This is a genomic window from Pseudomonas sp. LG1E9, assembly GCF_003290225.1.
GTDB classification, from domain to species: Bacteria; Pseudomonadota; Gammaproteobacteria; order Pseudomonadales; family Pseudomonadaceae; genus Aquipseudomonas; species Aquipseudomonas cyclaminis.
In genome coordinates, this window is the sequence record NZ_CP029983.1 from 2,794,913 (window position 1) to 2,816,383 (window position 21,471).

Consider the following 21,471-nt stretch of genomic DNA (forward strand, 5'->3'; position numbering starts at 1 on the left):
CTTCCTGTGGGTCATGATGCTCACCTCCAATAACCGGGAAACATGCTGATGCGCCGCTTGAGGGCGAGAGGCAGGCGACGCTCAAGATGGCCCAGGCGATAACCGAGCAACTTGAACGCACTGCGTACCAGCACCTCCGGCACGCGGTGCAAGGCGCCGGCTTTGCGCAAGGCCGCGAGTTCGGCCAGTACATAGCGTTTGCCTTCGCCACCCGCGTCGCCAAAGGCCTGTTTGATCCACGGCTCGCGGCCATAGAACACGCCGATATCGAAGTAGCGATGAAATTCGTCCATGAGTTTGTAATCGTGTGAGTGATGCACCAGCGCCGTGGCGGCGTAGCGCACCTTGTAGCCGTCGAGCAGCATGCGCGCAGCGACGTAGGCGTCTTCGCTGCCGATCACGTCGACGGGGAAACCTCCCACCGCGTGCAATGCACTGCGCCGGTACACGGAAAACGAGTCGGAGCTGAAGCAGGTCTTGATCCCCAGCGTGGGTGCATCGGCCAGGCTTTTACTGCGGCTGTGCTCGGGGTAGTTGAAGTGCCGCGATTGCGCGCCCAGCACCCCCGCGTTGGGGTGGGGCAGTTGGCGTCCGTAGGCGACGCCGTTGAGCGGGTCCTGCTGCAACTCGGCGAGCAGGTTGGCGAAGGTCTCGGGCGTGGCGGGAATGGCGTCCTGGGTCATCACGATCAACGCATCGCCACCCACCTGCTCGCTGGCCCAGCGGCGGGTGCCGCCGTGGTTGAAGTCACGGGCGTCGATCACTTCGACCCGAGCGCCGAACTCGCGAAAACGCGCCACGGTGTCATCGCTGGAGGCGCTGTCCACCACCAGCATCTCGTCCGGCTGCAGGGTTTGCATTTTCAGCGCCGGCAGCAGGCGTGCCAGGTGGCTGGAGGCGTTACGGGTCGGGATGATCAGGGACGTGCGCATATCATTTTTTCACGTCGGCGGGCGCACGGCCGTAGATGTCGTCGAAGCGCACGATGTCGTCTTCGCCCAGGTACTCGCCGCTCTGCACCTCGATCATCACCAGGTCGATGATGCCGGGGTTGGTCAGCCGGTGTTTGTGCCCGGCCGGGATGTAGGTGGACTCGTTGGCGTTGATCAGGAATTCCCGTTCGCCGTTGGTGATCTGCGCCGCGCCGCTGACCACCACCCAGTGCTCGCTGCGGTGGTGGTGCATCTGCAATGACAGCGATGCCTGGGGCTTGACCACGATGCGCTTGATCTTGAAGCGGCTGCTTTCCTCCAGCACGGTGTAGGTGCCCCACGGCCGGGTGACGGTGCGGTGCAGGCTGTACGCCGGATGGTTCTGGCGCTTGAGCTCGGCGACGATGTAGCGCACATCCTGGCTGCGTTGGGCATCGGCGATCAGCAGCGCGTCGGGGGTGTCGACGATGATCAGGTCGCGCACGCCCACGGCGCCCAATACGCGCTTGGGTGAGTCGATGTAGCAGTTGTGCACGTCATGCAAAATCGCTTCGCCATTGACCTGGTTGCCATGGGCGTCGCTGGGGGTGAGCTGGCGCAGGGCTTCCCACGAGCCGATATCGCTCCAGCCAATGTCACAGGGCACCACGGCCACTTGGTCGGACTTTTCCATCAGTGCTACATCGATGGAAATGTCCGGCGCGCTGCCGAAGGCGTCGGCGTCCAGTTCACGCTGGCGCGAGGTGTTGTTTTGCAGGCTCTGGCTGTGTTCCAGCGCGGCGCGTGCGGCTTCCAGCACGGCCGGGGCATGGGCGGCCAGTTCGTCCACCAGGGTGCTGGCCTTGAAGCAGAACATGCCGGCATTCCACAAGTGCTTGCCGCCGTCGAGGTAGCCTTGGGCGGTCGCCAGGTCGGGTTTCTCGACGAAGCGTTTGACCCGGTTGCCGTGGCGCAGTTTTTCACCTTGTTCGATGTAGCCAAAACCGGTTTCCGGATGGTCGGGCTGGATGCCGAAGGTCACTAGGTAGCCGGCTTCGGCAAGGTCCCGGGCCTGGGTCACGGCGTCGGCGAACGCGACTTCATTGAGAATCAGATGGTCGGCAGGCATTACCAGCAATTGCGCATCGCCGCCGAAGTGTTCCTGCACATGCAACGCTGCCACTGCGATGGCCGCCGCCGTATTGCGGCCGAACGGTTCCAGCAGCAAGTCCAGAGGCAGGCGGGCGTTGTTGACCGACCGGTAGTCATCGAGGGTGCGAAACAGCAGGTCGCGGTTGGTCACTGTCAGTACGCTTTGCACCCCAGGCAGTTTGGCGGCGCGCTGGAAGGTTTTTTGCAGCAGGCTCTGGCCGTCACGCATGCGCATGAAGGGTTTGGGCATGTTCTGCCGCGACACCGGCCACAGCCGGGTGCCCGAACCACCGGAAACGATGCAGGGAATCAATCCGTTGAGGGTATTCATCAATAGACTTCCTTGGTGGAAAGGACGGCCGGGACCGTCATGAAAACGATGTACAGGTCAAACCACACCGACCACTTGGAGATGTACTCCAGGTCGTACTCGACACGTTTCTGGATTTTGAACAGGGTGTCGGTCTCACCTCGGTAGCCATTGATCTGCGCCCAACCGGTGATGCCGGGCTTCACGCGGTGGCGCGAGCTGTACTCACTCACTGCCACTTCAAACGGAACACCGGCGGCCTTGGTCGCGGTGGCATGGGGGCGCGGGCCGACCATCGACATGTTGCCCAGCAGCACGTTGAACAGTTGCGGCAGCTCGTCGATGCTGGTCTTGCGGATGATGCGGCCCACGCGGGTGATACGTGGGTCCTGGCGGGTGGTCTGGCGTTCGGCGGTGAAATCGCTCTGGTCGGTGTACATCGAGCGGAACTTGAACACGCGGATTTCGTTGTCGTTGTAACCGTAGCGGTTCTGGCGGAACAGCACCGGCCCCTTGGAGTCGAGCTTGATCGCAATCGCTGTGGCCACCATCACCGGCGACAGACACACCAGCGCCAGGCTGGCGAGAAAGCAATCCTCCAGGCGCTTGATCACCGGCGACCAGCCACGCAGCGGCAGTTGCGAGGTGTTGAACATCAGGATGCCGCCGACGTCGGTGATTTTGCTGTGGCCGTAGCGCAGGGCCGCCATGTCGGGCACCAGCATCACGTTCACCGACATCTGCCGCAGGCGGTTGACCAACCCGTGGATGCGCTGCTCGGCGGCCCACGGCAGGCAGATCATCACTTGGTTGACCTGTTCGGCGCGGATCAGTTTTTCCAGGTCGCGGGTGTTGCCCAACAAGGGCAGCTTGCTCAATTCCTTGGGGATGCGTTCGGTGCGATCGTCGATAAAACCGACCAGTCCGGAACGGATATCGCCATTGCGTTGCAGGTGGTCGGCGACGTGCACGGCGGTGTCGGTAAAACCCAGGATCACCGTGCGTTGCAGATATTTGCCCTTGCGCATCAGGTTGCGGTAGAGGCGCAGCATCAGCAGGCGTTCCAGGCAGAACAGGCACAGGCTGGCGACGTACCACGCGGCCAGGTTGCGCGGGGTCAACTGCGGGAAAAACTGCAGGATCTGGTACATGAACAGCAGGATGCAAAACGCCGCGGACCACGCCTTGACCTTGGTTTTCAGGCGCAGCCGGTTACTGAACAATTCTTCGGAATAGATGCCCAGAGCCTGGAACAGAATGATCGTCAGGACCGCGAAAAATACCAGCAGGCCGAGGAAATGACTACGTAGCTCCGGGTCCATCGGGTCGATGAAAACCACCAGCACCAACGGGGGCAGAATGGCGCTCAGACCATGTATGAATTTGACGAAAACAACAAAGAACTCAACAAAACCGGCACGCGTTAAAAACAGGCTGTCGACGGACGACTTTTCTCGCATAAAACATCCCTCATTGCACTCCAGACGCAGCTGTTCGGTTGATGTATTCAATAAAGCAGCAGGCTGCTTTAGAGGCACGTCGAACTACGGCTACGCTGGGTAATACGCAACTTTTCATTCAAAAAATATATATTCATTTGAATGGTTTTCGCGGGTGTCGTGACTAAAGGAGTGTTCCCTTTTCAATGCTAGTCAACGGATTGACGATGGTGCGGAGGTGGCATGCTAGACAGGTTTATCAGTCTCTTTTTCGGCATTTTATTGACATTCCTTGTCCAGTCACTCGGTGAAGGGGGGTGTGTTTTTGAGTGTAGGAACAAATGTGAGATTTTTCCTGCTTAACGGTAAAACCTTTTTATAAACGCGGTAGGAAAGGGGGACAAAGAGGGGAGGCAGGGCGCACTAAGTGCCCTGCCAGCGGGGTTTTCGAGGGGTTAGAAGTTGCCTTTCAAACTCACTGTAAAATTACGCGGTTCGCCATAAAAGTTGCCCCAGGAGGCGGTGCCCACGGTGTTGTAGTAGGTTTTATCAAACAGGTTGTTGCCGTTGAGCGCCACTGTCCAGGTGTCATCCACGCGGTACGCCAGGCGTGCGTTCCAAGTGGCGTAACCGGGTTGTTCGAGCTTGATGGTCTGCACGCGATAGTTACTGCTCTGGGCATTGACCCCTGTGCCGACGCTCCATTTCGACAGCGCGCCGTCGAGCTGGTAGTCGCCCCACACGCGCAGCATGTGACGGGGCACGTAGGTGTTGGACGTGCCACCCTGCTTCGCGACGTCGATGGTGCTCAGGGATTGGGTCTGGGTGTAGGTATAGCCGCCGAACAGTTGCAGGCGTTCGAGCACTTCACCGCTGATTTCGGCCTCCACGCCCTGGGCGCGCACCTTGCCTTTATCGGTGTAGCAAAAGCCGTCGGCGGAGGTCGCGCATTGGGTGGTGTAGTCGGACTCGGCGCCGTTTTTCTCAATCGCGCGGAACAATGCCAGGGAGCTGTTGAGGCGCCCGTCGAACCATTCGCCCTTGATGCCCAACTCGTAGTTGTCGCCGACCTTCGGCTGGAGGGCCGCGCCGTCGACGGTGGCGTAAGAGCTTTGCGGCTGGAAAATATCCGCATAGCTGGCGTACACCGAGAGGTGCTCGTTGAGGTCGTAGATCAGCGCGGCAAACGGCGTGACTTCGCCGGTTTCGCGGGTGCGTGCATCCTGCGTGGCCCATTCGCCCCAGGCCAGGTTGTAGGATTGGCGGCGGTTCTCGTACCAACTGACGCGGCTGCCGACGATCAGCATCAGCGGCTCGGCCAGGCGCAGGCGCAAGGTGGCATAGGTGCCATATTGAGTGGCGGTCTCCTTGACCGTGCCACCCCGGTACATGTTCGGCCAGAAGCTGCTGTTGGCCGGTTCCGGGAAGTGATGATCGGGTTGGTAGATGCTCTGGCGCCTGGGCAGGTTCTGGATCGCGTACACGTCGTCCTGGGTACCACGGCTGCCGTTGGCACCGACGATCAGCTCATGCTCCAGGCCAAAGGCTTCGAACTTGCCGTCGACGTAGGCGTCGAGGCCGAAGTCCTTATGGTTGTAGTCCATCAGCGCCGCGTAAGAGTTGGCAGTGGGCGTCGGGTTGTCGTAGGCGATGGTGCCTTCGCTGGCGGCGTACTTGGTGTCTTGCAGGTTGCGGCTGTGCACCGCCGAGACCTTGAGTTTCCAGTCATCGTTGAATTGATGCGTCAGGTCGGCGAAGAACGTGGTGCGCCGGCTTTGCCAGTCGTTCCAGGACTGGCCCAGACACGTGGAGCGGCTGAGGTTGGCGCTTTTGCCATCGGCGTAGCGCGGCAGGCCGCCCCAGCACGGGCTGGCGTCGACGTCTTCGTAGCTGGCGCCGACGCCCAAGGTGGTGTCGGGGTTGAGGTCGATGTCCAATGCGCCATAGAACGCCTGGTCCTGGCGCTTCTGAATGTCCATGTAGGAATCGCGAGTCTGCTGGCTGATCGCTGCGCGGCCGCGCACGGTGCCGCTGTCATTCAACGGGCCACCGGTGTCGACGTCGGCGCGGTAGTTGTCCCAGGTGCCGGCGGACAACGACAGGCTGGTGGTGGGCTTGGCCTGTGGTCGTTTGCGCACGAAGTTCACCGCGCCGCTGGCGGTGCCGGCGCCCTTGAGCATTCCGGCTGCGCCCTTGAGCACTTCCACCCGGTCGTAGATCGCCATGTTGGCGCTGAAACTGTCGGCTTGTACGTAGTCCTTGCCCATGTCCAGTGGCACGCCGTCGTACTGGTACTGGCCGAGCATCTTGAAACCACGGGAATAGAAGTACTTGCCGCCCATGGGCGACTCGTACGTGGTGATCCCCGGCGTGCGTTCCATCACGTCGTCAATGGTGGTGAGGTTCTGGTCATCCATCAGTTGGCGGGTCAGCACACTGACCGACTGCGGTGTTTCCCGCAGGCTATGTTCACCTTTGCCGATGGTCACGGCGCCGGTGGTGTAGGAACCGGTGCCATCGGTAAGGGCACCCAAGCGTTCGCCGGTGACCATTGTGGCGCCCAGGTTCAGGGCACCGGTTTGGGCTACTTGCGGCAGGAGCAACCACGTGTTGTTGCCCTGGCGCTGGGCGTCCAGGCCTTGGCCTCGCAGCAACTGGCCAAGAGCCTGTTGCGGGTCGAAGCGGCCGCTGAGGCCTGGGCTGGCCTTGCCGGCGACACTGGTGGCGTCGTACGACAGGCTGACACCGGCCTGACGGGCGAACTGGTCCAGCGCGTTGGCCAGGGAGCCGGCGGCGATCTGCCAGTCGCGGGTCTGGGTATCGCCGGCTGGGGTTTCAGCCCTCACGGCCAGCGGCACGGCGGCGCTGCTCAGGCAGGCGCCGAGCAAAGCGGCCTGCACCGTGCGCTTGAGGGGGGAACGTTGGAAGGGGATCGCTTGCATGACCGCGGGATGCTCCTGAAGGAAGTGAACAGAACCGGCCTGTTGATCGGCCTTTCCTTACAGGTCGAGCGGCAATGCGAATTCACCTCATTTATTTTTGACAGGTTATACGCGGGGCGAGACGGTCACCCAATAACGGCTGCGGTAGGTGACGTCGACCTTGAGCGAATGCGCCACCAGGCTGAGCACTTGATCGGTATCGTCCAACTGATAGGTGCCCGACACGCGCATCCCGGCGACCGCTTCGCTGCAACGTAGCAGGCCGTTGCGATAACGTCCCAGCTCGGCAAGGAAGTCATCCAGGCGCATGTTGTGGGCGCTGATCACGCCGTCGCTCCAGGCCCAAGGGTCCAGGCCATTGGCGCGGGGAGGGCGAATGCCATGGCGGTCGAACAGCACCTGTTCGCCCGGCTGGACCAACTGCCGGGCGCTGGCGTCATGGCGGCCTGCAAACAGCGCCACCGTGCCCTGTTGCACGGCGAGCAACGTGCCTTGGGCGTCTTCACGCACCAGGAAACGGGTGCCGAGGGCGCGCAGGTAACCGTCGCGGGTCTGCACCCAGAAGGGTCGGCTGTCACCGCCGGTATTGACCAGGATTTCACCCTGGCGCAAGTGCACCAGGCGCCGCTCCAGATCAAACGCCGTATCGAAGGCACTGGCGCTGTTGAGCTGGATGTGGCTGCCATCGTTCAGCGCCACCCAGCGCCGTTCCCCGGTGACGGTGCGGTAATCGGCCAGCATGGCGGGCAGCGGCGTGTAGTCGCGGCCAAGCCAGGTCAAACCAGCCGTGCCGGCCACCAGCCCGAGCAGTTTCAAGCCGTCACGGCGGCTGATGCGTTGGCGCGCACCGCGCAGGGCATGGCGCCCAACCTGGGCCGGTAACTGGCTGAAATCGTCATTCATGGTCGCCACCCGCTGCCACACCTGCTGGTGCTCGGCGCTGGTGTGCAGCCAACGGTCAAATGCGGCGGTGCTGGCATCGTCGGCGGTGTTGAAGCGCAGTGTGATCATCCACTGGATGGCCTGGTCGACCAGGCGCGGGTCATCGTTCGGCATATCGCAACCGATAACAGGCGTGCAGTGCCTTGGCCAGGTCGCGTTCCACGGTGGCCTTGGATACGTTCAGGCGCAGGGCGATCTGTGCGCAGGTCAGGCCGTCGAGTTGGGCCAGCAGGAACGCCTCGCGCACACGTGGCTTGAGTTGGTCGAGCAGGCGGTCGATACGTTCCAGGCTGTCGAGGATCAACCGCCGGGTTTCCTCCGACGGCACTTGCACCTGCGGGAAATGCGCGAGGCTTTCCAGGTAGGCGCGCTCCAGTTCACGGCGGCGGTACTGGTCGATCATCAGGCTGCGCGCGATGCTGCTCAGGTACGCGCGGGGCTGCTGCACCGTCTGCTGCTTGCGCGCATTGAGCAGGCGCACGAAGGTTTCCTGGGCCAGGTCGGCGGCATGCTCGCGGCAACCGGTGCGCCGGCTCAACCAGCTACGCAGCCAGGAATGATGGGCATGGTACAGCTGGCCGATAGCGGCATGGTCCAGTGGGTGATCGCTCGACATGGGCATCCTGGCGCAGCAGTCTTAATTGATAATGTTTCGCATTCTAGACGTTGGCCGTGGCAATGAGCAATCACCGGGGGGCATTGTATCCAGCACAATTTTTTGTTTGCCCAAGGCCGGCCGATTAGGCTGCGTGCTTTCCCGACGGAGGGCTGAGCATGATCGACGTGACGACCCTGGCGATATTTTCCGGTGCAGTGGTGCTGTTGCTGCTGTCTCCGGGACCGAACATGGCCTTTGTTGTCAGCCACGGCGTGACTCACGGCTGGCGCGGTGGAATAGCGTCGGCGCTGGGCATCATTGTGGCGGACCTGCTGCTGACGGTATTGACGGCCAGCGGGGTGACGGCGCTGGTCGCCAGTTGGCCGCCATCCTTTGATGTGATCCGGTATGCGGGGGTGATCTACCTGTTGTGGCTGGTGTTCAAGACCTTGCAGAAACGCCCTGGTCTGGGCATGGCCCACATCAACCGTGTGCCCTTGGGCCGAGTAGGTTGGCAGGCGATGCTCAATAGCTTGCTCAACCCCAAGGCATTGCTGTTTTTTCTGGTGTTCCTGCCGCAGTTCGTAAGGCCCGAGGCCGGGCCTATCGCCCTGCAATTGCTGGTGCTGGGCGGCGTGCTGACCGTGATTGCCGGTGTGTTTCACGCACTGCTGGGGTGTTTTGGTGGCGGGCTCAGCCGGTTCTTTGCCAGGCGCACACACAGCGCCTGGCTGCAGAAGTGGGGTCTGGCGACGGTACTGATGCTGCTCGCCGTGCGCCTGGCGGTGATGTCGCGCCCCAACTGACTGGCATCAGGGCAAGCCTTGCCCGCTACAGCGTCAGCCCAATCGCGCCGCCGCCCGTGCGGTGATCTCACCGCGCACCCGGCGCGATTCCACCGTGCGCTTCTTCGCCTCTTCCAGTACGTGGGCGGGCGCCGTCTGGGGGCTGCCCGACTCGAACGGCGGGGCCGGTGCATATTCGATCTGCAACTGCACCAGTTGCGCCGCCGCTTCGCTGTACAACTCAGCCGCCAGGACCAGCGCGAAGTCGATCCCCGCCGTGATCCCGCCCCCGGTAAACAGGTTGCCGTCACGCACCACGCGCTCCTGCACCGGGATGGCGCCGAGCGGCGCGAGCATGTCGTGGTAGGCCCAGTGGGTGGTGGCCTTGCGGCCGCGCAGCAAACCCGCCGCGCCGAGTACCAGCGAGCCGGTACACACCGAGGTCACGTAGCGCGCGGTCTGGGCCTGGGCCTTGAGGAAGTCCAGGGTGGCCGGGTCTTCCATCAGCGCGCCGACGCCAGAACCGCCGGGCACGCAGAGCACATCCAGGTTGGGGCAGTCGGCATAGGTGGTGGTCGGTGTGAACACCAACCCGGTGCTGGACGTGACCGGCGCCAGGTCTTTCCACACCAGGTGCAACTTCACATCCGGCAGCGAGCCCAGCACGTCATAAGGGCCGGTCAGGTCCAGTTGCTGGATGCCGGGAAACAACACAAAGCCGATCTGCAAGGTCATCAAGAATGCTCCGATAAGGGGTGGACGGCTTCACTCTAGAGGCCTAGGCTTTGGCGAATACGCCATTGACCCCACGAATCACGCCAATCATGCCCAGAATTGTCCACGTCCTCGCTTTCGATAACGCCCAGGTGCTCGACGTGACCGGGCCGTTGCAGGTGTTCGCCTCCGCCAATGACTTGGCCCGCCAGCGCGGCCTGCCGTTGCCTTACGCCGTCTCGGTGATCGCCGCCCAGCGTGAACCGGTGATGACCTCTGCGGGCCTGGCCCTGGTGGCCGAGCCGTTGCCCGCCGTCGATGCGCCGTGCGACACCTTGGTGATCGCCGGCGGCTGGGGTGTGTACGGCGCTTCTGAAGACCTCGCACTGGTGGACTGGGTGCGGGAAAAGGCCCGGCACACCCGGCGCATGACCTCGGTGTGCACGGGCGCCTTTTTGCTCGCCGCCAGCGGCATGCTCGACGGCTGCCGCGTGGCGACCCACTGGACGCGCTGCGAAGAACTGGCGCGCAGGTTTCCTTCGCTGACGGTGGAGTCCAACCCGATCTTCATCCAGCAGGGCGCGGTGTGGACGTCGGCCGGTGTGACCGCCGGCATCGACCTGTGCCTGGCCTTGGTGGAAGAAGACCTCGGTGGCGCAGTCGCGCTGGAAGTGGCGCGGCACCTGGTGGTGTTTCTCAAGCGCCCCGGCGGCCAATCGCAATTCAGCGTGACCCTGTCGCTGCAAAAGGGCGACAGCCGCTTCGCCGAACTGCACGCCTGGATGGCCGAAAACCTCTCCCTGGAGTTGAACATTGCGACCCTGGCCGCCCAGGCCGGCATGAGCGAGCGCAGCTTCGTGCGCCACTACCGCGCCGAAACCGGGCAGACCCCCGCGCGCGCCGTCGAACTGATCCGCGTCGAAACCGCCCGCCGGCAATTGGCGGACAGCAACGCGTCAATCAAACGCATCGCCGTGCAGTGCGGATTTGGTTGTGAAGAAACCCTGCGCCGCAGCTTTTTGCGGGCCTTGTCAGTCACGCCCCAGGCCTATCGCGAGCGCTTTTGCGCGCTGGCCTGAACGAAAACGTACACAGTTGAATCAAGGTGCTATGTTGGCCGCACTACCTTCCGCGGTGAGTCCTTTCGCCTGCGCCGCTACTCCCTCCGCCCCCCGGCGTGATGTTGCTCATGAAACCATTACCTGCGATCAGCGCGGTCCCTCTGCGGGACGATTGCGCGAGCGAGCCTATTCACATTCCCGGCTCGATCCAGCCCCATGGATTGTTGTTGACGCTCAGTGAACCCACGCTGGACGTGTTGCAGGCCAGCACCAACGTCAATACCGAATTGGGTCTGGGCCCCGAGCCGTTGTCCGGCCAGGCGCTGGGTCGCCTGATCGGCGAAGAAGCCCTGGCATTGGTACGTTTGGCGCTCGCGGACCTGGAGGCGGATGAGGACGAAACGCGTCAGGTGACCCTCAACGGTGACCGCTTTGAAGTGTTGCTGCATCGCCACCAGAGTCTGTTGTTTCTGGAGCTGGAGCGGTTCGTGGCACCCTTGCACACGGCTGTATTGCCGGTGGCCCGGACATTGCGCCGCCTGCAATCGGCCAAGACCCTCGATGGACTGTATGGCACCTGCGTCACCGAGATCCGCGCATTGACCGGTTACGACCGTGTGACCCTTTACCGCTTTGAGCAGGAAGGCCACGGCCAGGTGATCGGCGAATCCCTCAGCGATGGCATGCAACCTTACCTGGGCCTGTGTTTCCCGGCATCGGACATCCCACCCCAGGCCCGCGAGCTGTACCGGCTGAACTGGATCCGGGTGATTCCCGATGCGGCCTACACGCCGGTGCCGATCCTGCCAGCGCTGCGTCCGGATAATGGCCAACCCTTGGACCTGAGTTTTGCAGTGCTGCGCAGTGTCTCGCCGGTGCACTGTCATTATTTGAAGAACATGGGCGTGCGCTCCTCGATGAGCATTTCCCTGCTCAAGGACGGCGCACTCTGGGGCTTGATCACCTGCGGCCACCGCGAGCCCCTGCGTGTGCCCCATGAACTGCGCGTGGCCTGTATCAGCATCGGCCAGTTACTGTCGATGCAGATCACCGTGCTCCAGGAACAGGAGGCGCGTGCCCAGCAGAAGCAAAAAATCGACATGATCGACGCGTTAGTCGGCGCGATGGCCGTTGCGACCTGCGATGTGATGGAGAGCCTGCGGCCGCACACGCAAACGCTGTTGAACCTGACGGCCGCCGATGGCGTGGCGATTCTGGTGGAGGAGCGTCTGCACTGCGTTGGCGTGTGCCCCACCGAAGCGCAGATTCGCGCCCTGTATCCTTGGGTTCAGCAGCAGGGCAAAGGCGTGGTGTGCAGTCACCAACTGAGTGCGGACTTTGCGCCGGCGGCCGCTTATCAAGGGATCGCCAGCGGCCTGCTGGCCTTTCGCTTGCCTAAACCTGCGGACAACGCGGTGATGTGGTTTCGATCCGAGGTCAAGACCACGGTGCACTGGAGCGGGGAGCCGATCAAAGTGCGCGAAGCGGCGGCGGTTGCGCTGAGCCCCCGCCAGTCGCTCGAGTTGTGGAAGCAACAAGTCGACGGCAAGGCGTTGCAATGGTCAGCCTCGGAATTGCTGGCCGTGGAAAGCCTGCGCCGCAATGCCCTTGAACATGACCTGGCGCGTCAGGTGCAGCGCGAGCATGCGGCCGTACGGGCACGGGATGAACTGGTGGCGGTGGTCTCCCATGACCTGCGCAGCCCGTTGACGATCCTGCTGATGCAGTGCGGCATGATGCGCAAACTGGTGCCCGCCGACGAGACCAAATCCAACCTGCGTCTGGCCACGGCGATTGAAACCATGCAGACCGCCACGTCGCGCATGAATACGCTGCTGGAAGACCTGATTGATATTTCACGCATCGAATCCGGGCGTTACCAGGTGGTCCTGCAGCCGCTGGATGTGAAGTCGACCCTGGATCAACTCGGCTTGATGTGGCAGCCGTTGGCGGCTGCCAAGGGCATCAACCTGACGTGGCGGGCTCAGCCCGGCCTGCAGGTCCAGGCTGACCCGGAGCGTTTGTTCCAGGTGTTTTCCAACTTGCTCGGCAATGCCCTGAAATTCACCGAGCTGGGGGGCGCGATCGAGGTGATCGCCCTGGCGGCAGAACACGAAGTCCTGTTTCGCATCTGTGATAACGGCGTGGGCATCGGCGCAGCGCAATTGCCCTACATCTTCGAGCGCTACTGGACATCCCGCGAAGGTAACCCCACCGGCAGCGGCCTGGGTTTGTATATTTCCCACGGCATCATCGAAGCCCACGGCGGCACGCTCTGGGCCGAAAGCGTGGAGGGGCAGGGCAGCGTGTTCAGCTTCAGGATTGCGGCGGTGTCCTAAGCCCTGTCGAGTAACTCGATGATCGCTGCTGTCGTGGCTTGCGGTGCTTCCTGGGGAATATTGTGGCCCACGCCGGGCAACACCTGGCGTCGGTAAAAACCGCTGAAGTGCTCCAGGTCGTCGTCCTCTTCCGGCGGCGGGCCTACGCCGTCATCGGCACCGCACAACGAGATGCTCGGCACCGAGATCGCCGGTTGCAGCGCCAGCGCCTGCTCGATGGCTTCCAGCGCCGGATCGCCGGGCGCGTACATGAATCGGTGGCGGTAGGAGTGAATCACCACCTCGACAAAGTCCGGGTTATCGAAGGACGGTGCGGTCTGCCCATACAGAGCCGGCCCCTCGGCCCAGGACGGTGACCATAGCGACCACAGCAGCTCGCAGAGTTCGCGGCGGTTGGCGGTCAACCCGTCCACACCGCGCTGGGTATGAAAGTAATACTGGTACCACAACCGATGCTCCGTCACCGGCGCCCGAGGCGTGGGCGACTTGGCAATGTCCTGGATGTTGTAGCCGTCCCCGGTCACCAGCCCGCGTACCCGCTGCGGCCACAGCGCGGCAACGATACACGCGGCGCGCCCGCCCCAGTCATAACCCGCCAGCGTGGCCTGCGCGATGCACAGAGTATCCATGAAATCCAGCAGATCCTTGGCCAACGCCGCCTGTTGCCCGGAACGCATGGCCTGCGCGTTGATAAATCGCGTTGGCCCATAACCGCGCAGATACGGCACCAACACCCGGCAGCCGCGCTCGGCGAGCACCGGCGCAATCGCGTCATAAGCACGCGGGTCGTAAGGGAAACCATGCAGCAGGATCACCGGCTCGCCATCGGCAGGACCGTGGGCCTCGTAGTGGATGTCGAGCACGGAGGTTTGCACGTGGTGCAATCGGGCGGTCAGGGTCATGGTTGGGCTCCGTGGTTGGCCAGCGTTAGTACATTTGAAGGGAAGCAAGCCCCCTGTGGTGAGCGGGCTTCTGTGGTGAGCGGGCTTGCCCCGCGCTGGGCTGCGCAGCAGCCCCCAAACCAGGCGCTGAGTTCTCATAGGAAAACCTTGTTGCCTTTATTGGGACCGCTGCGCAGCCCAGCGCGGGTCAAGCCCGCTCACCACAGAATCGTGTGTCAGCCCTTGAGTGTGTGTCGGTCAATGCGCCACGCATTTGGAGTGCGATGCATCGGCGCCTTACCGACCAGCTCTCAAGGTTGCCACACCGTTTTCTCCCCACTCAACTTGCGGTCCAGGAACGTCGCCGCGCTGATCAGCGCCAAATGGCTCAACGCTTGTGGCGTGTTGCCCAGATGCCGTGCATGGCTGTCGAACTCTTCGGCGTACAGCCCCAGTGGGTTGGCGTAGCGCAGCAGTTGTTCGAATTCCAGGTGGGCTTTCTCCACCTGGCCGGCGCGGGCCAGGCATTCGACGTACCAGAACGAGCACGCGGTAAATGCGCCTTCGGTGCCTTGCAGGCCGTCGATCTGGCTGTCGTCGTTGCGGTAGCGGTAGACCATGCCGTCACGCACCAGGCTTTTCTGGATCGCGTCCAGGGTGCTCAACCAGCGGGGGTCGGTGGCCGCGACGAAGCGCACCAGTGGCATCAGCAGCATCGAGCCGTCCAGCGCCGTGCTGCCGATGTGCTGCACAAAATGCCCGCGTTCGTCGTTCCAGAAATTGCTCCAGATGTCGGCGTAGATCGCCTGGCGCGTCTTGTCCCAGCGCGCAAACGGCGCCGGCAACGAGCGTTTGGAAGCCAGGCGGATTGCGCGATCTAGGGCCACCCAGCACATCAATCGCGAATGCAGGAAGTGGTGTTGCTCGCCGCGCATTTCCCAGATGCCCACGTCTTTCTGGTCCCAGATTTCGCAGACCTGATCGACGACTTCTACCGTGTGTTTCCAGCCCTCGTGGGAGATGGCTTCGCCGTACTTGTTGACGAGGTACACCGCGTCCATCAACTCCCCATAAATATCCAGCTGGATCTGGTCGACCGCCTCATTGCCGATGCGCACCGGCCTGGCGCCACCGTGGCCACTCAGGTGATCCAGGTGGGTTTCAGGCAACTCCTGGCGACCGTCAATGCCGTAGAGGATGTTGATTTTGGTCGGCTGGCCGCAGCAGTCGCTGACCCGGCCCTTGAGCCAACGCATGTAGGCATTGGCCTCGTCGACAAAACCCAGGCGCATAAAGGCGTAGACGGTAAACGACGCATCGCGGATCCAGGTGTAGCGGTAGTCCCAGTTGCGCTCGCCGCCGGGTGATTCCGGCAGCCCGAAGGTGGCGGCAGCAATGATTGCGCCGTGTTTGCGCGAGGTCAGAAGTTTGAGCGCCAACGCCGAGCGGTTGACCATTTCGCGCCAGCGCCCGCGGTAGTTCGATTGGGCGATCCAGCCACGCCAGAACTTCAAGGTGTGAGCGAGCGCCAGGTCGGTACAGCGACTGTCGACACGTTCATCGTCCTGGCCGCCGAGGACAAATTCGGCGCCTTCTTCCTGAGTCAGGGTAAAGCTCGCCACGGCCGCGTTGTCTTCGAGTTGCAATGGATGGCTGCTCGACAGACGCATACCGGGCTGGCCATCGGCGTTGAAGCACACAGTGCCGTTATCGAGGGAAGCGGTGGTTGGCGTGCGTGCATAGTCGTGGCGCACGGCGCAGCGCAGGTGAATGTTGGCCTGGCCGCTGACCACGCGTATCCGGCGGATCAGCAGGGGCAGGTCATCGACTTCTTCGCTGATGCTGAGCAGGTCGGTGATTTCCACCACGGCTTCATCGCTGAGCCAGCGGGTTTGCAGCACATTGGTGTCCGGCAGGTAGATCTGTTCGCGGCGGGCGTTGGGCAGGTCAGGCGTGAGTTGGAAGATGCCGGCGTCGGGGGTGTCGAGCAGCGCGCAAAAGATCGACGGGCTGTCGAATTCCGGCCAGCAGAAAAAGTCGATGCTGCCTTTATCGTTCACCAGCGCGGCGCTGCGCATGTCGCCGATGATGCCGTGGGCATCGATGGCGCTCTGGGCTTCGTTTTTAAAATCAACCTTCTTCAAATCAACCATTGCCACGAAACTCCGGATACAGGCTCATGCCGCCATCAATGAACAAGGTGCTGCCGACCACATAGTCGGAGGCGTCGCTGGCCAGCCAGACCACGGCGTTGGCCACGTCTTCCACATCGCCGACACGGCCATATGGAATTAACTTGAGCAGCTCTTTTTCCGCCGCGCCTTCGGTGGCGGCGCGGTTGATCGCCGTGCGAATCGCCCCTGGCGCGATGCCGTTGATGCGGATGCGCTGTTCGCTGACTTCCTGGGCGAGGCTGCGCATCAGCATCTCCACGCCGCCTTTGGACGCGGCGTAATTCACGTGCCCGGCCCAGGGGATCAGTTGGTGCACCGAACTCATGTGGATGATTTTGCCCGCCGCCCGCGACACACCTTCACGGATGCCCTGGCGGTTGAAGATACGCAGCGCGGCGCGGGCACAGAGGAACTGGCCGGTGAGATTGACGCCGATCACGCTGTTCCAGTCGTCGAGGGTCATGTCGACCACGGCGGCGTCCTTCTGCATGCCGGAGTTGGCCACCAGGATATCCAAGTGGCCGAACGCATCGAGGGTCTGGGCGAACAGCCGTTCTACATCGGCCTCTTTGGACACGTCGGCGCCAAGGGCAATCGCCCGGCCGCCGTCGGCGTTGATCTGCGCCGCCAGTGCTTGCGCCGGGGCGGCCTGGCGGTTGTAGTTCAGCACCACCGCAGCCCCGGCCTGCGCCAGGGCCTTGGCCGCGCCAGCGCCGATTCCGGAACTGGCGCCCGTCACCAGTGCCACTTGTTGCTCCAACGAGATGTGCATTGCCCACCCAGCCTGTTAATTGATGAGTTCAGTTAGCTGACTGATGGCGCGCAAGGTAAGTTCATCCGCGTGGTAGCCGGCGGGCGACAGGTAGCAATTGCTCCACTTAATAGGAAGCATTACTATTCACGCCCCGCCTCCCCAGTGCCTCCGCGATGATCCCTCAGCCGCCCCGCAGAACAGGCTTTTTCGAGCACTACGAAGAGTTGATCGGAACCTGGACGCGCCGCCTGAGAAACCGTCAGCAGGCCGAAGACCTGGCCCACGACACCTTTGTGCGGGTGCTGGAGTCCACCTCCACCGACATCACGCAACCGCGCGCCTATTTGCATCAAACGGCGCGCAACATCGCGGTGGACGCCTACCGCCGCGAGGACCGCCGCGACGCCATCGCCCTGGAAGACTTTGATCAGCGCTCACCCCACAGTGGCGACCCGGAGCATGCCATGCACGCGATCCAGTTGGCGCAATCCATCGAGCGGGCCTTGGCCGAGTTACCGCTCAACTGCCGCAAGATTTTTATCTGGCAGAAAATCGAGGGCCTCACCCAGCAGGAAATCGCCGAACGCCTGGGGTTGTCCAAGAACATGGTGGAAAAGTATATGATCCGCACCCTGCGGCATCTGCGTGACCGCCTGGACGCGCTGGCCCCATGACTCAAGCTCGCTCTGAAACAGGACCTTCCATGATGCATAGCCGTGCCCGCGATGAAGCCGCGCAATGGTTTGTACGCCTGCAAGACGCCGAGCTGGACGCCACCGAGCGCCAGCGTTTCGACGCGTGGCGCGCTGAAAGCCCCGAACACCAGTATGAATTCGATGTGCTGCAAGGCCTGTGGAGTGCCACCGACCTGCTGCCCAAGGCCCGTTTGCAGGCGTTATGCGAGGCGCCTCCCAAGCGGCGGGCCGTGCTGCGTTATGCCGTCGCGGCCAGTGTGGTCGCGATTGCCCTGGGGCTGGGCCTGTTCAGTGGCCTTGATCATCCGAAGCCCTACAGTGCCGAGTTCAGCACGCGCCTGGGTGAGCATCGCCAGGTGGCACTGCCGGACGGTTCGGTGATGGAGTTGAACAGCCGCAGCGTGGTGGCGGTGCACTACGAAAAAAGCCGGCGCGGTGTGGAGCTTAAACAGGGCGAAGCCATGTTCAGCGTCGAGCACGACACCAGCCGCCCCTTTGTGGTCGCGGCCGGGGCAGGGCAGGTGACGGTCACCGGCACGCGCTTTGATGTGCGCCGCGATGACGACCAGACCCGGGTGATGGTTGAGGCCGGCACCGTGAAGGTCCAAGGGCGTTCACCGGATGAGGTGGTGACACTGACGGCGGGCCTGGGGACGCATGTGGACCGCAAAGGGCTGGTGGCGGCGTCCTACGCCGTGAATACCGATGAGCTGACGGCCTGGCGCAGCGGCAAACTGGTGTTCAACGACGCGACGCTGGGGGAAGTGGCGCGGGAAGTGTCGCGCTACCGCGAGCAACCGCTGCGCGTCAGCTCGCCTGCCGTCGGTAACCTGCGGCTGACCAGCGTGTTCAAAGCCAACGACACCGATGCCTTGCTCAAAGCATTGCCGCACATTCTGCCTGTAGCCCTGCGAACCCTGCCGGATGGCAGCCAGGAAATTATTTCACGCTGAGGTTCAGGTTTTTTCCGCGTCCATCGTCTTCTCCTGCAGCTGCAACTGGTTTGCATTAACAGCCGCATACTCTTGCGATCACAGGACTGGGTCAGACGTGAAAATACTCGCCGTTAACAACAATAAAATCTCCCGTTGGGCGCCATTGGCCCTGGCACTTGCCGTCAGCGCCGCACTGCCTGCGGCCTATGCGGCCGACGCTATCCATATCCAGGCCCAGCCCCTGGGCGCGGCGCTGAGCCAGTTGGGCCAGCAAACGTCCTTGCAGGTGTTTTTCAGCCCCGACATGGTCGCGGGCAAACAGTCACCTGCTGTCGACGGCAACCTCTCTCCCGAACAAGCCCTGCGCCAACTGCTGCAAGGCAGTGGCCTGGACTATCAGATCGACGCCGGTTCCGTGACCCTGCGCCCGCTGAGCGTCGGCACGGGTGAGGCCGGTTCTCCCGTGGAACTGGGTGCCACCGACATCCGCGTGGTCGGCGACTGGCTCGGCGATGCCAACGCCGAAGTGGTGCAAAACCATCCTGGCGCACGCACGGTGATTCGCCGTGAAGCCATGGTGGAGCAGGGCGCGATGAACGTCGGTGACGTGCTGCGTCGCGTGCCTGGCGTGCAGGTGCAGGAATCCAACGGCACCGGCGGCAGCGATATTTCCCTCAACGTCGGCGTGCGCGGCCTGACGTCACGCCTGTCGCCACGCTCCACGGTGCTGATCGATGGCGTGCCGGCGGCGTTCGCGCCGTACGGCCAGCCACAGCTGTCGATGGCGCCGATTTCCGCCGGTAACCTTGACAGCATCGACGTGGTGCGTGGCGCCGGCTCCGTGCGTTATGGGCCGCAGAACGTCGGCGGCGTGATCAACTTCGTGACCCGTGCGATCCCGCAGACATTTTCCGGCGAGGTCGGCACCACCCTGCAAACCTCCGCCCATGGCGGTTGGAAGCACATCGAGAACGCCTTCATCGGCGGCACGGCCGACAACGGCATCGGCGTTGCGCTGCTGTACTCCGGGGTCAATGGCAACGGTTATCGCAACAGCAACAACTCCAACGACATCGACGACGTAATCCTCAAGACCCACTGGGCACCCACCGATCAAGACGACTTCTCGCTGAACTTCCACTACTACGACGCCAGCGCCGACATGCCCGGCGGCCTCACCCAGAAGCAGTTCGACGCCAACCCGTACCAGTCGGTGCGCGACTGGGACAATTTCAGCGGGCGACGCAAGGATGTGTCCTTCAAGTACATCCGGCAGATCGACGACCGTACCCAGGCCGAAGTGCTGACCTACTACTCCGACAGTTTCCGTGGCAGCAACATCGCCAACCGCGACCTCGCGACCCTGAGTTCCTACCCGCGCACCTACTACACGTTCGGCATCGAGCCGCGGGTGTCCCATGTGTTCGATGTGGGCCCCAGCACCCAGGAAGTCAGCGTCGGTTATCGCTACCTCAAAGAAGGCATGCATGAGCAGGCCACCAGCCTGAACCTGATCAACAACGTGCCGACACCGGGTGGGCAGAGTGACGGCCACGTGTATCAAGACCGCACAGGCGGTACCGAAGCCAACGCGTTCTATATTGATAACAAAATCGATATCGGCAAGTGGACGGTGACGCCTGGAATTCGCTTCGAAGATATCCGCACCGAGTGGCACGACCGCCCAGTGGTTGCACTGAACGGCACCCGCACCTCGGAAAAACGCCGCGAGGTCCACAACAACGAACCCCTGCCGGCCTTGAGCGTGATGTACCACCTCTCCGATGCCTGGAAGTTGTTCGCCAACTACGAAACGTCTTTCGGCAGCCTGCAGTACTTCCAACTGGGCCAGGGCGGAACCGGCGACCAGACCGCCAACGGCCTGAACCCGGAAAAGGCCAAGACTTACGAGGTCGGTACTCGCTACAACGACAGCGTGTGGGGCGGCGAACTGACGTACTTCTACATCGACTTCTCGGATGAACTGCAATACGTCAGCAATGCCGTGGGCTGGACCAACTTGGGCGCCACCAAGCACACCGGCATCGAAGCGTCGGCTCACTATGACCTGTCGAACCTGGACCCACGCCTGGACGGCCTGACCGCCAATGCCGGTTTCACCTACACCAAGGCCACCTCCGAAGGTGACGTACCCTTCAAGGGCCGTGACCTGCCGTTGTATTCACGGGAAGTGGCCACGTTGGGCCTGCGCTACGACGTCAACCGCTGGACCCATAACCTGGACGTTTACGCCCAGTCCGGCCAGCGCGCACCGGGCACCACCAGCACCTACGTCACCCAAGGCACGGCAGACGGCCAATACGGTGATATCCCCGGTTATGTTTCAGTCAACGTGCGCAGCGGGTATGACTTCGGCGAGCACCTGTCGAACCTGAAACTGGGCGTGGGCGTGAAAAACCTGTATGACCAGCAGCACTACACGCGCTCCAGCGACAACAACGCCGGGCTGTACCTGGGCGAGCCGCGTACGTTCTTTGTGCAGGCGAGCGTCGGGTTTTGATTCTGCGCTGACATCCAGATGTCGCCGCCCCTCCCGACCAGGGGCGGCCATGCACAGGTTGCACGGCAAGCGCCCGTATGGGCTCTTCCTACGAGGTATTGGAAAACTTCAGCACTTTCAGGAACCGACTTCCCCTGTTCTGCCACACAGAAAGAGCCTGCTTGCGCTGGTTTTTTTGACGGTTAGTTGACGTCGAGGGCTGGGTCCGCGAGGTGAGGCGCCTGAAAAAACCGAACTGGAGAGCTCAATGTCGGTATCAGTACTCAACCAACCTGCTACACAGTCCCCCAATCACGACACACACGCAGGTGCCCCGTC

At 62.5% G+C, this 21,471-nt stretch carries 16 protein-coding genes; 6 read left to right on the forward strand and 10 right to left on the reverse strand.

Going from position 1 to position 21,471, the window contains the following annotated elements:
- Window positions 1-20: 20 nt before the first annotated feature.
- The 6 genes from DNK50_RS13240 to DNK50_RS13265 all read right to left on the reverse strand — a co-directional run bounded on the left by DNK50_RS13240 (window position 21) and on the right by DNK50_RS13265 (window position 8,312).
- Complete coding sequence (locus DNK50_RS13240; protein WP_112194433.1) at window positions 21-932, reverse strand: glycosyltransferase family 2 protein; 912 nt, start codon at window positions 930-932, stop codon at window positions 21-23.
- Between the two features lies 1 nt (window position 933).
- Window positions 934-2,394 (reverse strand): mannose-1-phosphate guanylyltransferase/mannose-6-phosphate isomerase, encoded by a 1,461-nt coding sequence (locus tag DNK50_RS13245; RefSeq protein ID WP_112194435.1) that lies wholly within the window; start codon window positions 2,392-2,394, stop codon window positions 934-936.
- Window positions 2,394-3,833 carry an undecaprenyl-phosphate glucose phosphotransferase gene (locus DNK50_RS13250; RefSeq protein ID WP_099584848.1) on the reverse strand — a complete coding sequence of 480 codons (1,440 nt, stop codon included), beginning with the start codon at window positions 3,831-3,833 and terminating at the stop codon, window positions 2,394-2,396. Before DNK50_RS13250 ends, DNK50_RS13245 begins: the two co-directional genes overlap by 1 nt.
- 434 nt (window positions 3,834-4,267) lie before the next feature.
- Window positions 4,268-6,754, reverse strand: a complete 2,487-nt coding sequence (locus DNK50_RS13255) for a TonB-dependent receptor (protein ID WP_112194437.1) — start codon at window positions 6,752-6,754, stop codon at window positions 4,268-4,270.
- A 105-nt stretch (window positions 6,755-6,859) separates the two neighbouring features.
- Window positions 6,860-7,810, reverse strand: a complete 951-nt coding sequence (locus DNK50_RS13260) for a FecR domain-containing protein (protein WP_112194439.1) — start codon at window positions 7,808-7,810, stop codon at window positions 6,860-6,862.
- Window positions 7,797-8,312 carry a sigma-70 family RNA polymerase sigma factor gene (locus tag DNK50_RS13265; RefSeq protein ID WP_099584851.1) on the reverse strand — a complete coding sequence of 172 codons (516 nt, stop codon included), beginning with the start codon at window positions 8,310-8,312 and terminating at the stop codon, window positions 7,797-7,799. The genes DNK50_RS13260 and DNK50_RS13265 overlap by 14 nt, the downstream gene beginning before the upstream one ends.
- 158 nt (window positions 8,313-8,470) lie before the next feature.
- Here DNK50_RS13265 and DNK50_RS13270 point away from each other — a divergent pair, with 158 nt between their 5' ends.
- A complete protein-coding gene (locus tag DNK50_RS13270) occupies window positions 8,471-9,100 on the forward strand; it encodes a LysE family translocator (RefSeq protein WP_112194441.1) in 630 nt (209 codons plus the stop codon).
- A gap of 33 nt (window positions 9,101-9,133) precedes the next feature.
- On the opposite strand, the gene inhA is transcribed toward DNK50_RS13270, so the two are convergent.
- Window positions 9,134-9,814, reverse strand: a complete 681-nt coding sequence (gene inhA / locus DNK50_RS13275) for an isonitrile hydratase (protein ID WP_112194443.1) — start codon at window positions 9,812-9,814, stop codon at window positions 9,134-9,136.
- Between the two features lie 89 nt (window positions 9,815-9,903).
- Here inhA and DNK50_RS13280 point away from each other — a divergent pair, with 89 nt between their 5' ends.
- Together DNK50_RS13280 and DNK50_RS13285 are read left to right on the forward strand one after the other, a co-directional pair.
- On the forward strand, window positions 9,904-10,872 hold the full coding sequence (locus DNK50_RS13280) for a GlxA family transcriptional regulator (protein ID WP_112194446.1): 969 nt from the start codon (window positions 9,904-9,906) through the stop codon (window positions 10,870-10,872).
- 110 nt (window positions 10,873-10,982) lie between these two features.
- On the forward strand, window positions 10,983-13,193 hold the full coding sequence (locus DNK50_RS13285; RefSeq protein ID WP_112194448.1) for an ATP-binding protein: 2,211 nt from the start codon (window positions 10,983-10,985) through the stop codon (window positions 13,191-13,193).
- On the opposite strand, the gene DNK50_RS13290 is transcribed toward DNK50_RS13285, so the two are convergent.
- The 3 genes from DNK50_RS13290 to DNK50_RS13300 form a co-directional block, all read right to left on the reverse strand.
- Window positions 13,190-14,095 carry an alpha/beta fold hydrolase gene (locus DNK50_RS13290; protein WP_112194450.1) on the reverse strand — a complete coding sequence of 302 codons (906 nt, stop codon included), beginning with the start codon at window positions 14,093-14,095 and terminating at the stop codon, window positions 13,190-13,192. The genes DNK50_RS13285 and DNK50_RS13290 overlap by 4 nt on opposite strands.
- Before the next feature lie 290 nt (window positions 14,096-14,385).
- A complete protein-coding gene (locus DNK50_RS13295) occupies window positions 14,386-16,227 on the reverse strand; it encodes a glycoside hydrolase family 15 protein (RefSeq protein ID WP_099584856.1) in 1,842 nt (613 codons plus the stop codon).
- On the reverse strand, window positions 16,220-17,020 hold the full coding sequence (locus DNK50_RS13300; RefSeq protein WP_112194452.1) for a glucose 1-dehydrogenase: 801 nt from the start codon (window positions 17,018-17,020) through the stop codon (window positions 16,220-16,222). Before DNK50_RS13300 ends, DNK50_RS13295 begins: the two co-directional genes overlap by 8 nt.
- 155 nt (window positions 17,021-17,175) lie before the next feature.
- Here DNK50_RS13300 and DNK50_RS13305 point away from each other — a divergent pair, with 155 nt between their 5' ends.
- From DNK50_RS13305 to DNK50_RS13315, 3 genes are all read left to right on the forward strand, one after another.
- Window positions 17,176-17,676: a sigma-70 family RNA polymerase sigma factor gene (locus DNK50_RS13305; protein WP_099584858.1), complete on the forward strand. Its 501-nt coding sequence runs from the start codon at window positions 17,176-17,178 to the stop codon at window positions 17,674-17,676.
- A 29-nt stretch (window positions 17,677-17,705) separates the two neighbouring features.
- Entirely contained in the window at window positions 17,706-18,650 is a 945-nt protein-coding gene (locus DNK50_RS13310; RefSeq protein WP_112194453.1) for a FecR family protein, read from the forward strand.
- A 97-nt stretch (window positions 18,651-18,747) separates the two neighbouring features.
- A complete protein-coding gene (locus DNK50_RS13315) occupies window positions 18,748-21,153 on the forward strand; it encodes a TonB-dependent receptor (protein WP_112194455.1) in 2,406 nt (801 codons plus the stop codon).
- Window positions 21,154-21,471: the final 318 nt, after the last annotated feature.

What these genes read in the sequence shown, in the direction of transcription:
- DNK50_RS13295 (WP_099584856.1), bottom strand. Translation starts at nt 16,227, where the DNA reads ATGGTTGATTTGAAGAAGGTTGATTTTAAAAACGAAGCCCAGAGCGCC.
- DNK50_RS13310 (WP_112194453.1), top strand. Translation starts at nt 17,706, where the DNA reads ATGATGCATAGCCGTGCCCGCGATGAAGCCGCGCAATGGTTTGTACGC.
- inhA (WP_112194443.1), bottom strand. Translation starts at nt 9,814, where the DNA reads ATGACCTTGCAGATCGGCTTTGTGTTGTTTCCCGGCATCCAGCAACTG.
- DNK50_RS13245 (WP_112194435.1), bottom strand. Translation starts at nt 2,394, where the DNA reads ATGAATACCCTCAACGGATTGATTCCCTGCATCGTTTCCGGTGGTTCG.
- DNK50_RS13280 (WP_112194446.1), top strand. Translation starts at nt 9,904, where the DNA reads ATGCCCAGAATTGTCCACGTCCTCGCTTTCGATAACGCCCAGGTGCTC.
- DNK50_RS13265 (WP_099584851.1), bottom strand. Translation starts at nt 8,312, where the DNA reads ATGTCGAGCGATCACCCACTGGACCATGCCGCTATCGGCCAGCTGTAC.
- DNK50_RS13255 (WP_112194437.1), bottom strand. Translation starts at nt 6,754, where the DNA reads ATGCAAGCGATCCCCTTCCAACGTTCCCCCCTCAAGCGCACGGTGCAG.
- DNK50_RS13250 (WP_099584848.1), bottom strand. Translation starts at nt 3,833, where the DNA reads ATGCGAGAAAAGTCGTCCGTCGACAGCCTGTTTTTAACGCGTGCCGGT.
- DNK50_RS13240 (WP_112194433.1), bottom strand. Translation starts at nt 932, where the DNA reads ATGCGCACGTCCCTGATCATCCCGACCCGTAACGCCTCCAGCCACCTG.
- DNK50_RS13300 (WP_112194452.1), bottom strand. Translation starts at nt 17,020, where the DNA reads ATGCACATCTCGTTGGAGCAACAAGTGGCACTGGTGACGGGCGCCAGT.
- DNK50_RS13290 (WP_112194450.1), bottom strand. Translation starts at nt 14,095, where the DNA reads ATGACCCTGACCGCCCGATTGCACCACGTGCAAACCTCCGTGCTCGAC.
- DNK50_RS13270 (WP_112194441.1), top strand. Translation starts at nt 8,471, where the DNA reads ATGATCGACGTGACGACCCTGGCGATATTTTCCGGTGCAGTGGTGCTG.
- DNK50_RS13305 (WP_099584858.1), top strand. Translation starts at nt 17,176, where the DNA reads ATGATCCCTCAGCCGCCCCGCAGAACAGGCTTTTTCGAGCACTACGAA.
- DNK50_RS13260 (WP_112194439.1), bottom strand. Translation starts at nt 7,810, where the DNA reads ATGCCGAACGATGACCCGCGCCTGGTCGACCAGGCCATCCAGTGGATG.
- DNK50_RS13285 (WP_112194448.1), top strand. Translation starts at nt 10,983, where the DNA reads ATGAAACCATTACCTGCGATCAGCGCGGTCCCTCTGCGGGACGATTGC.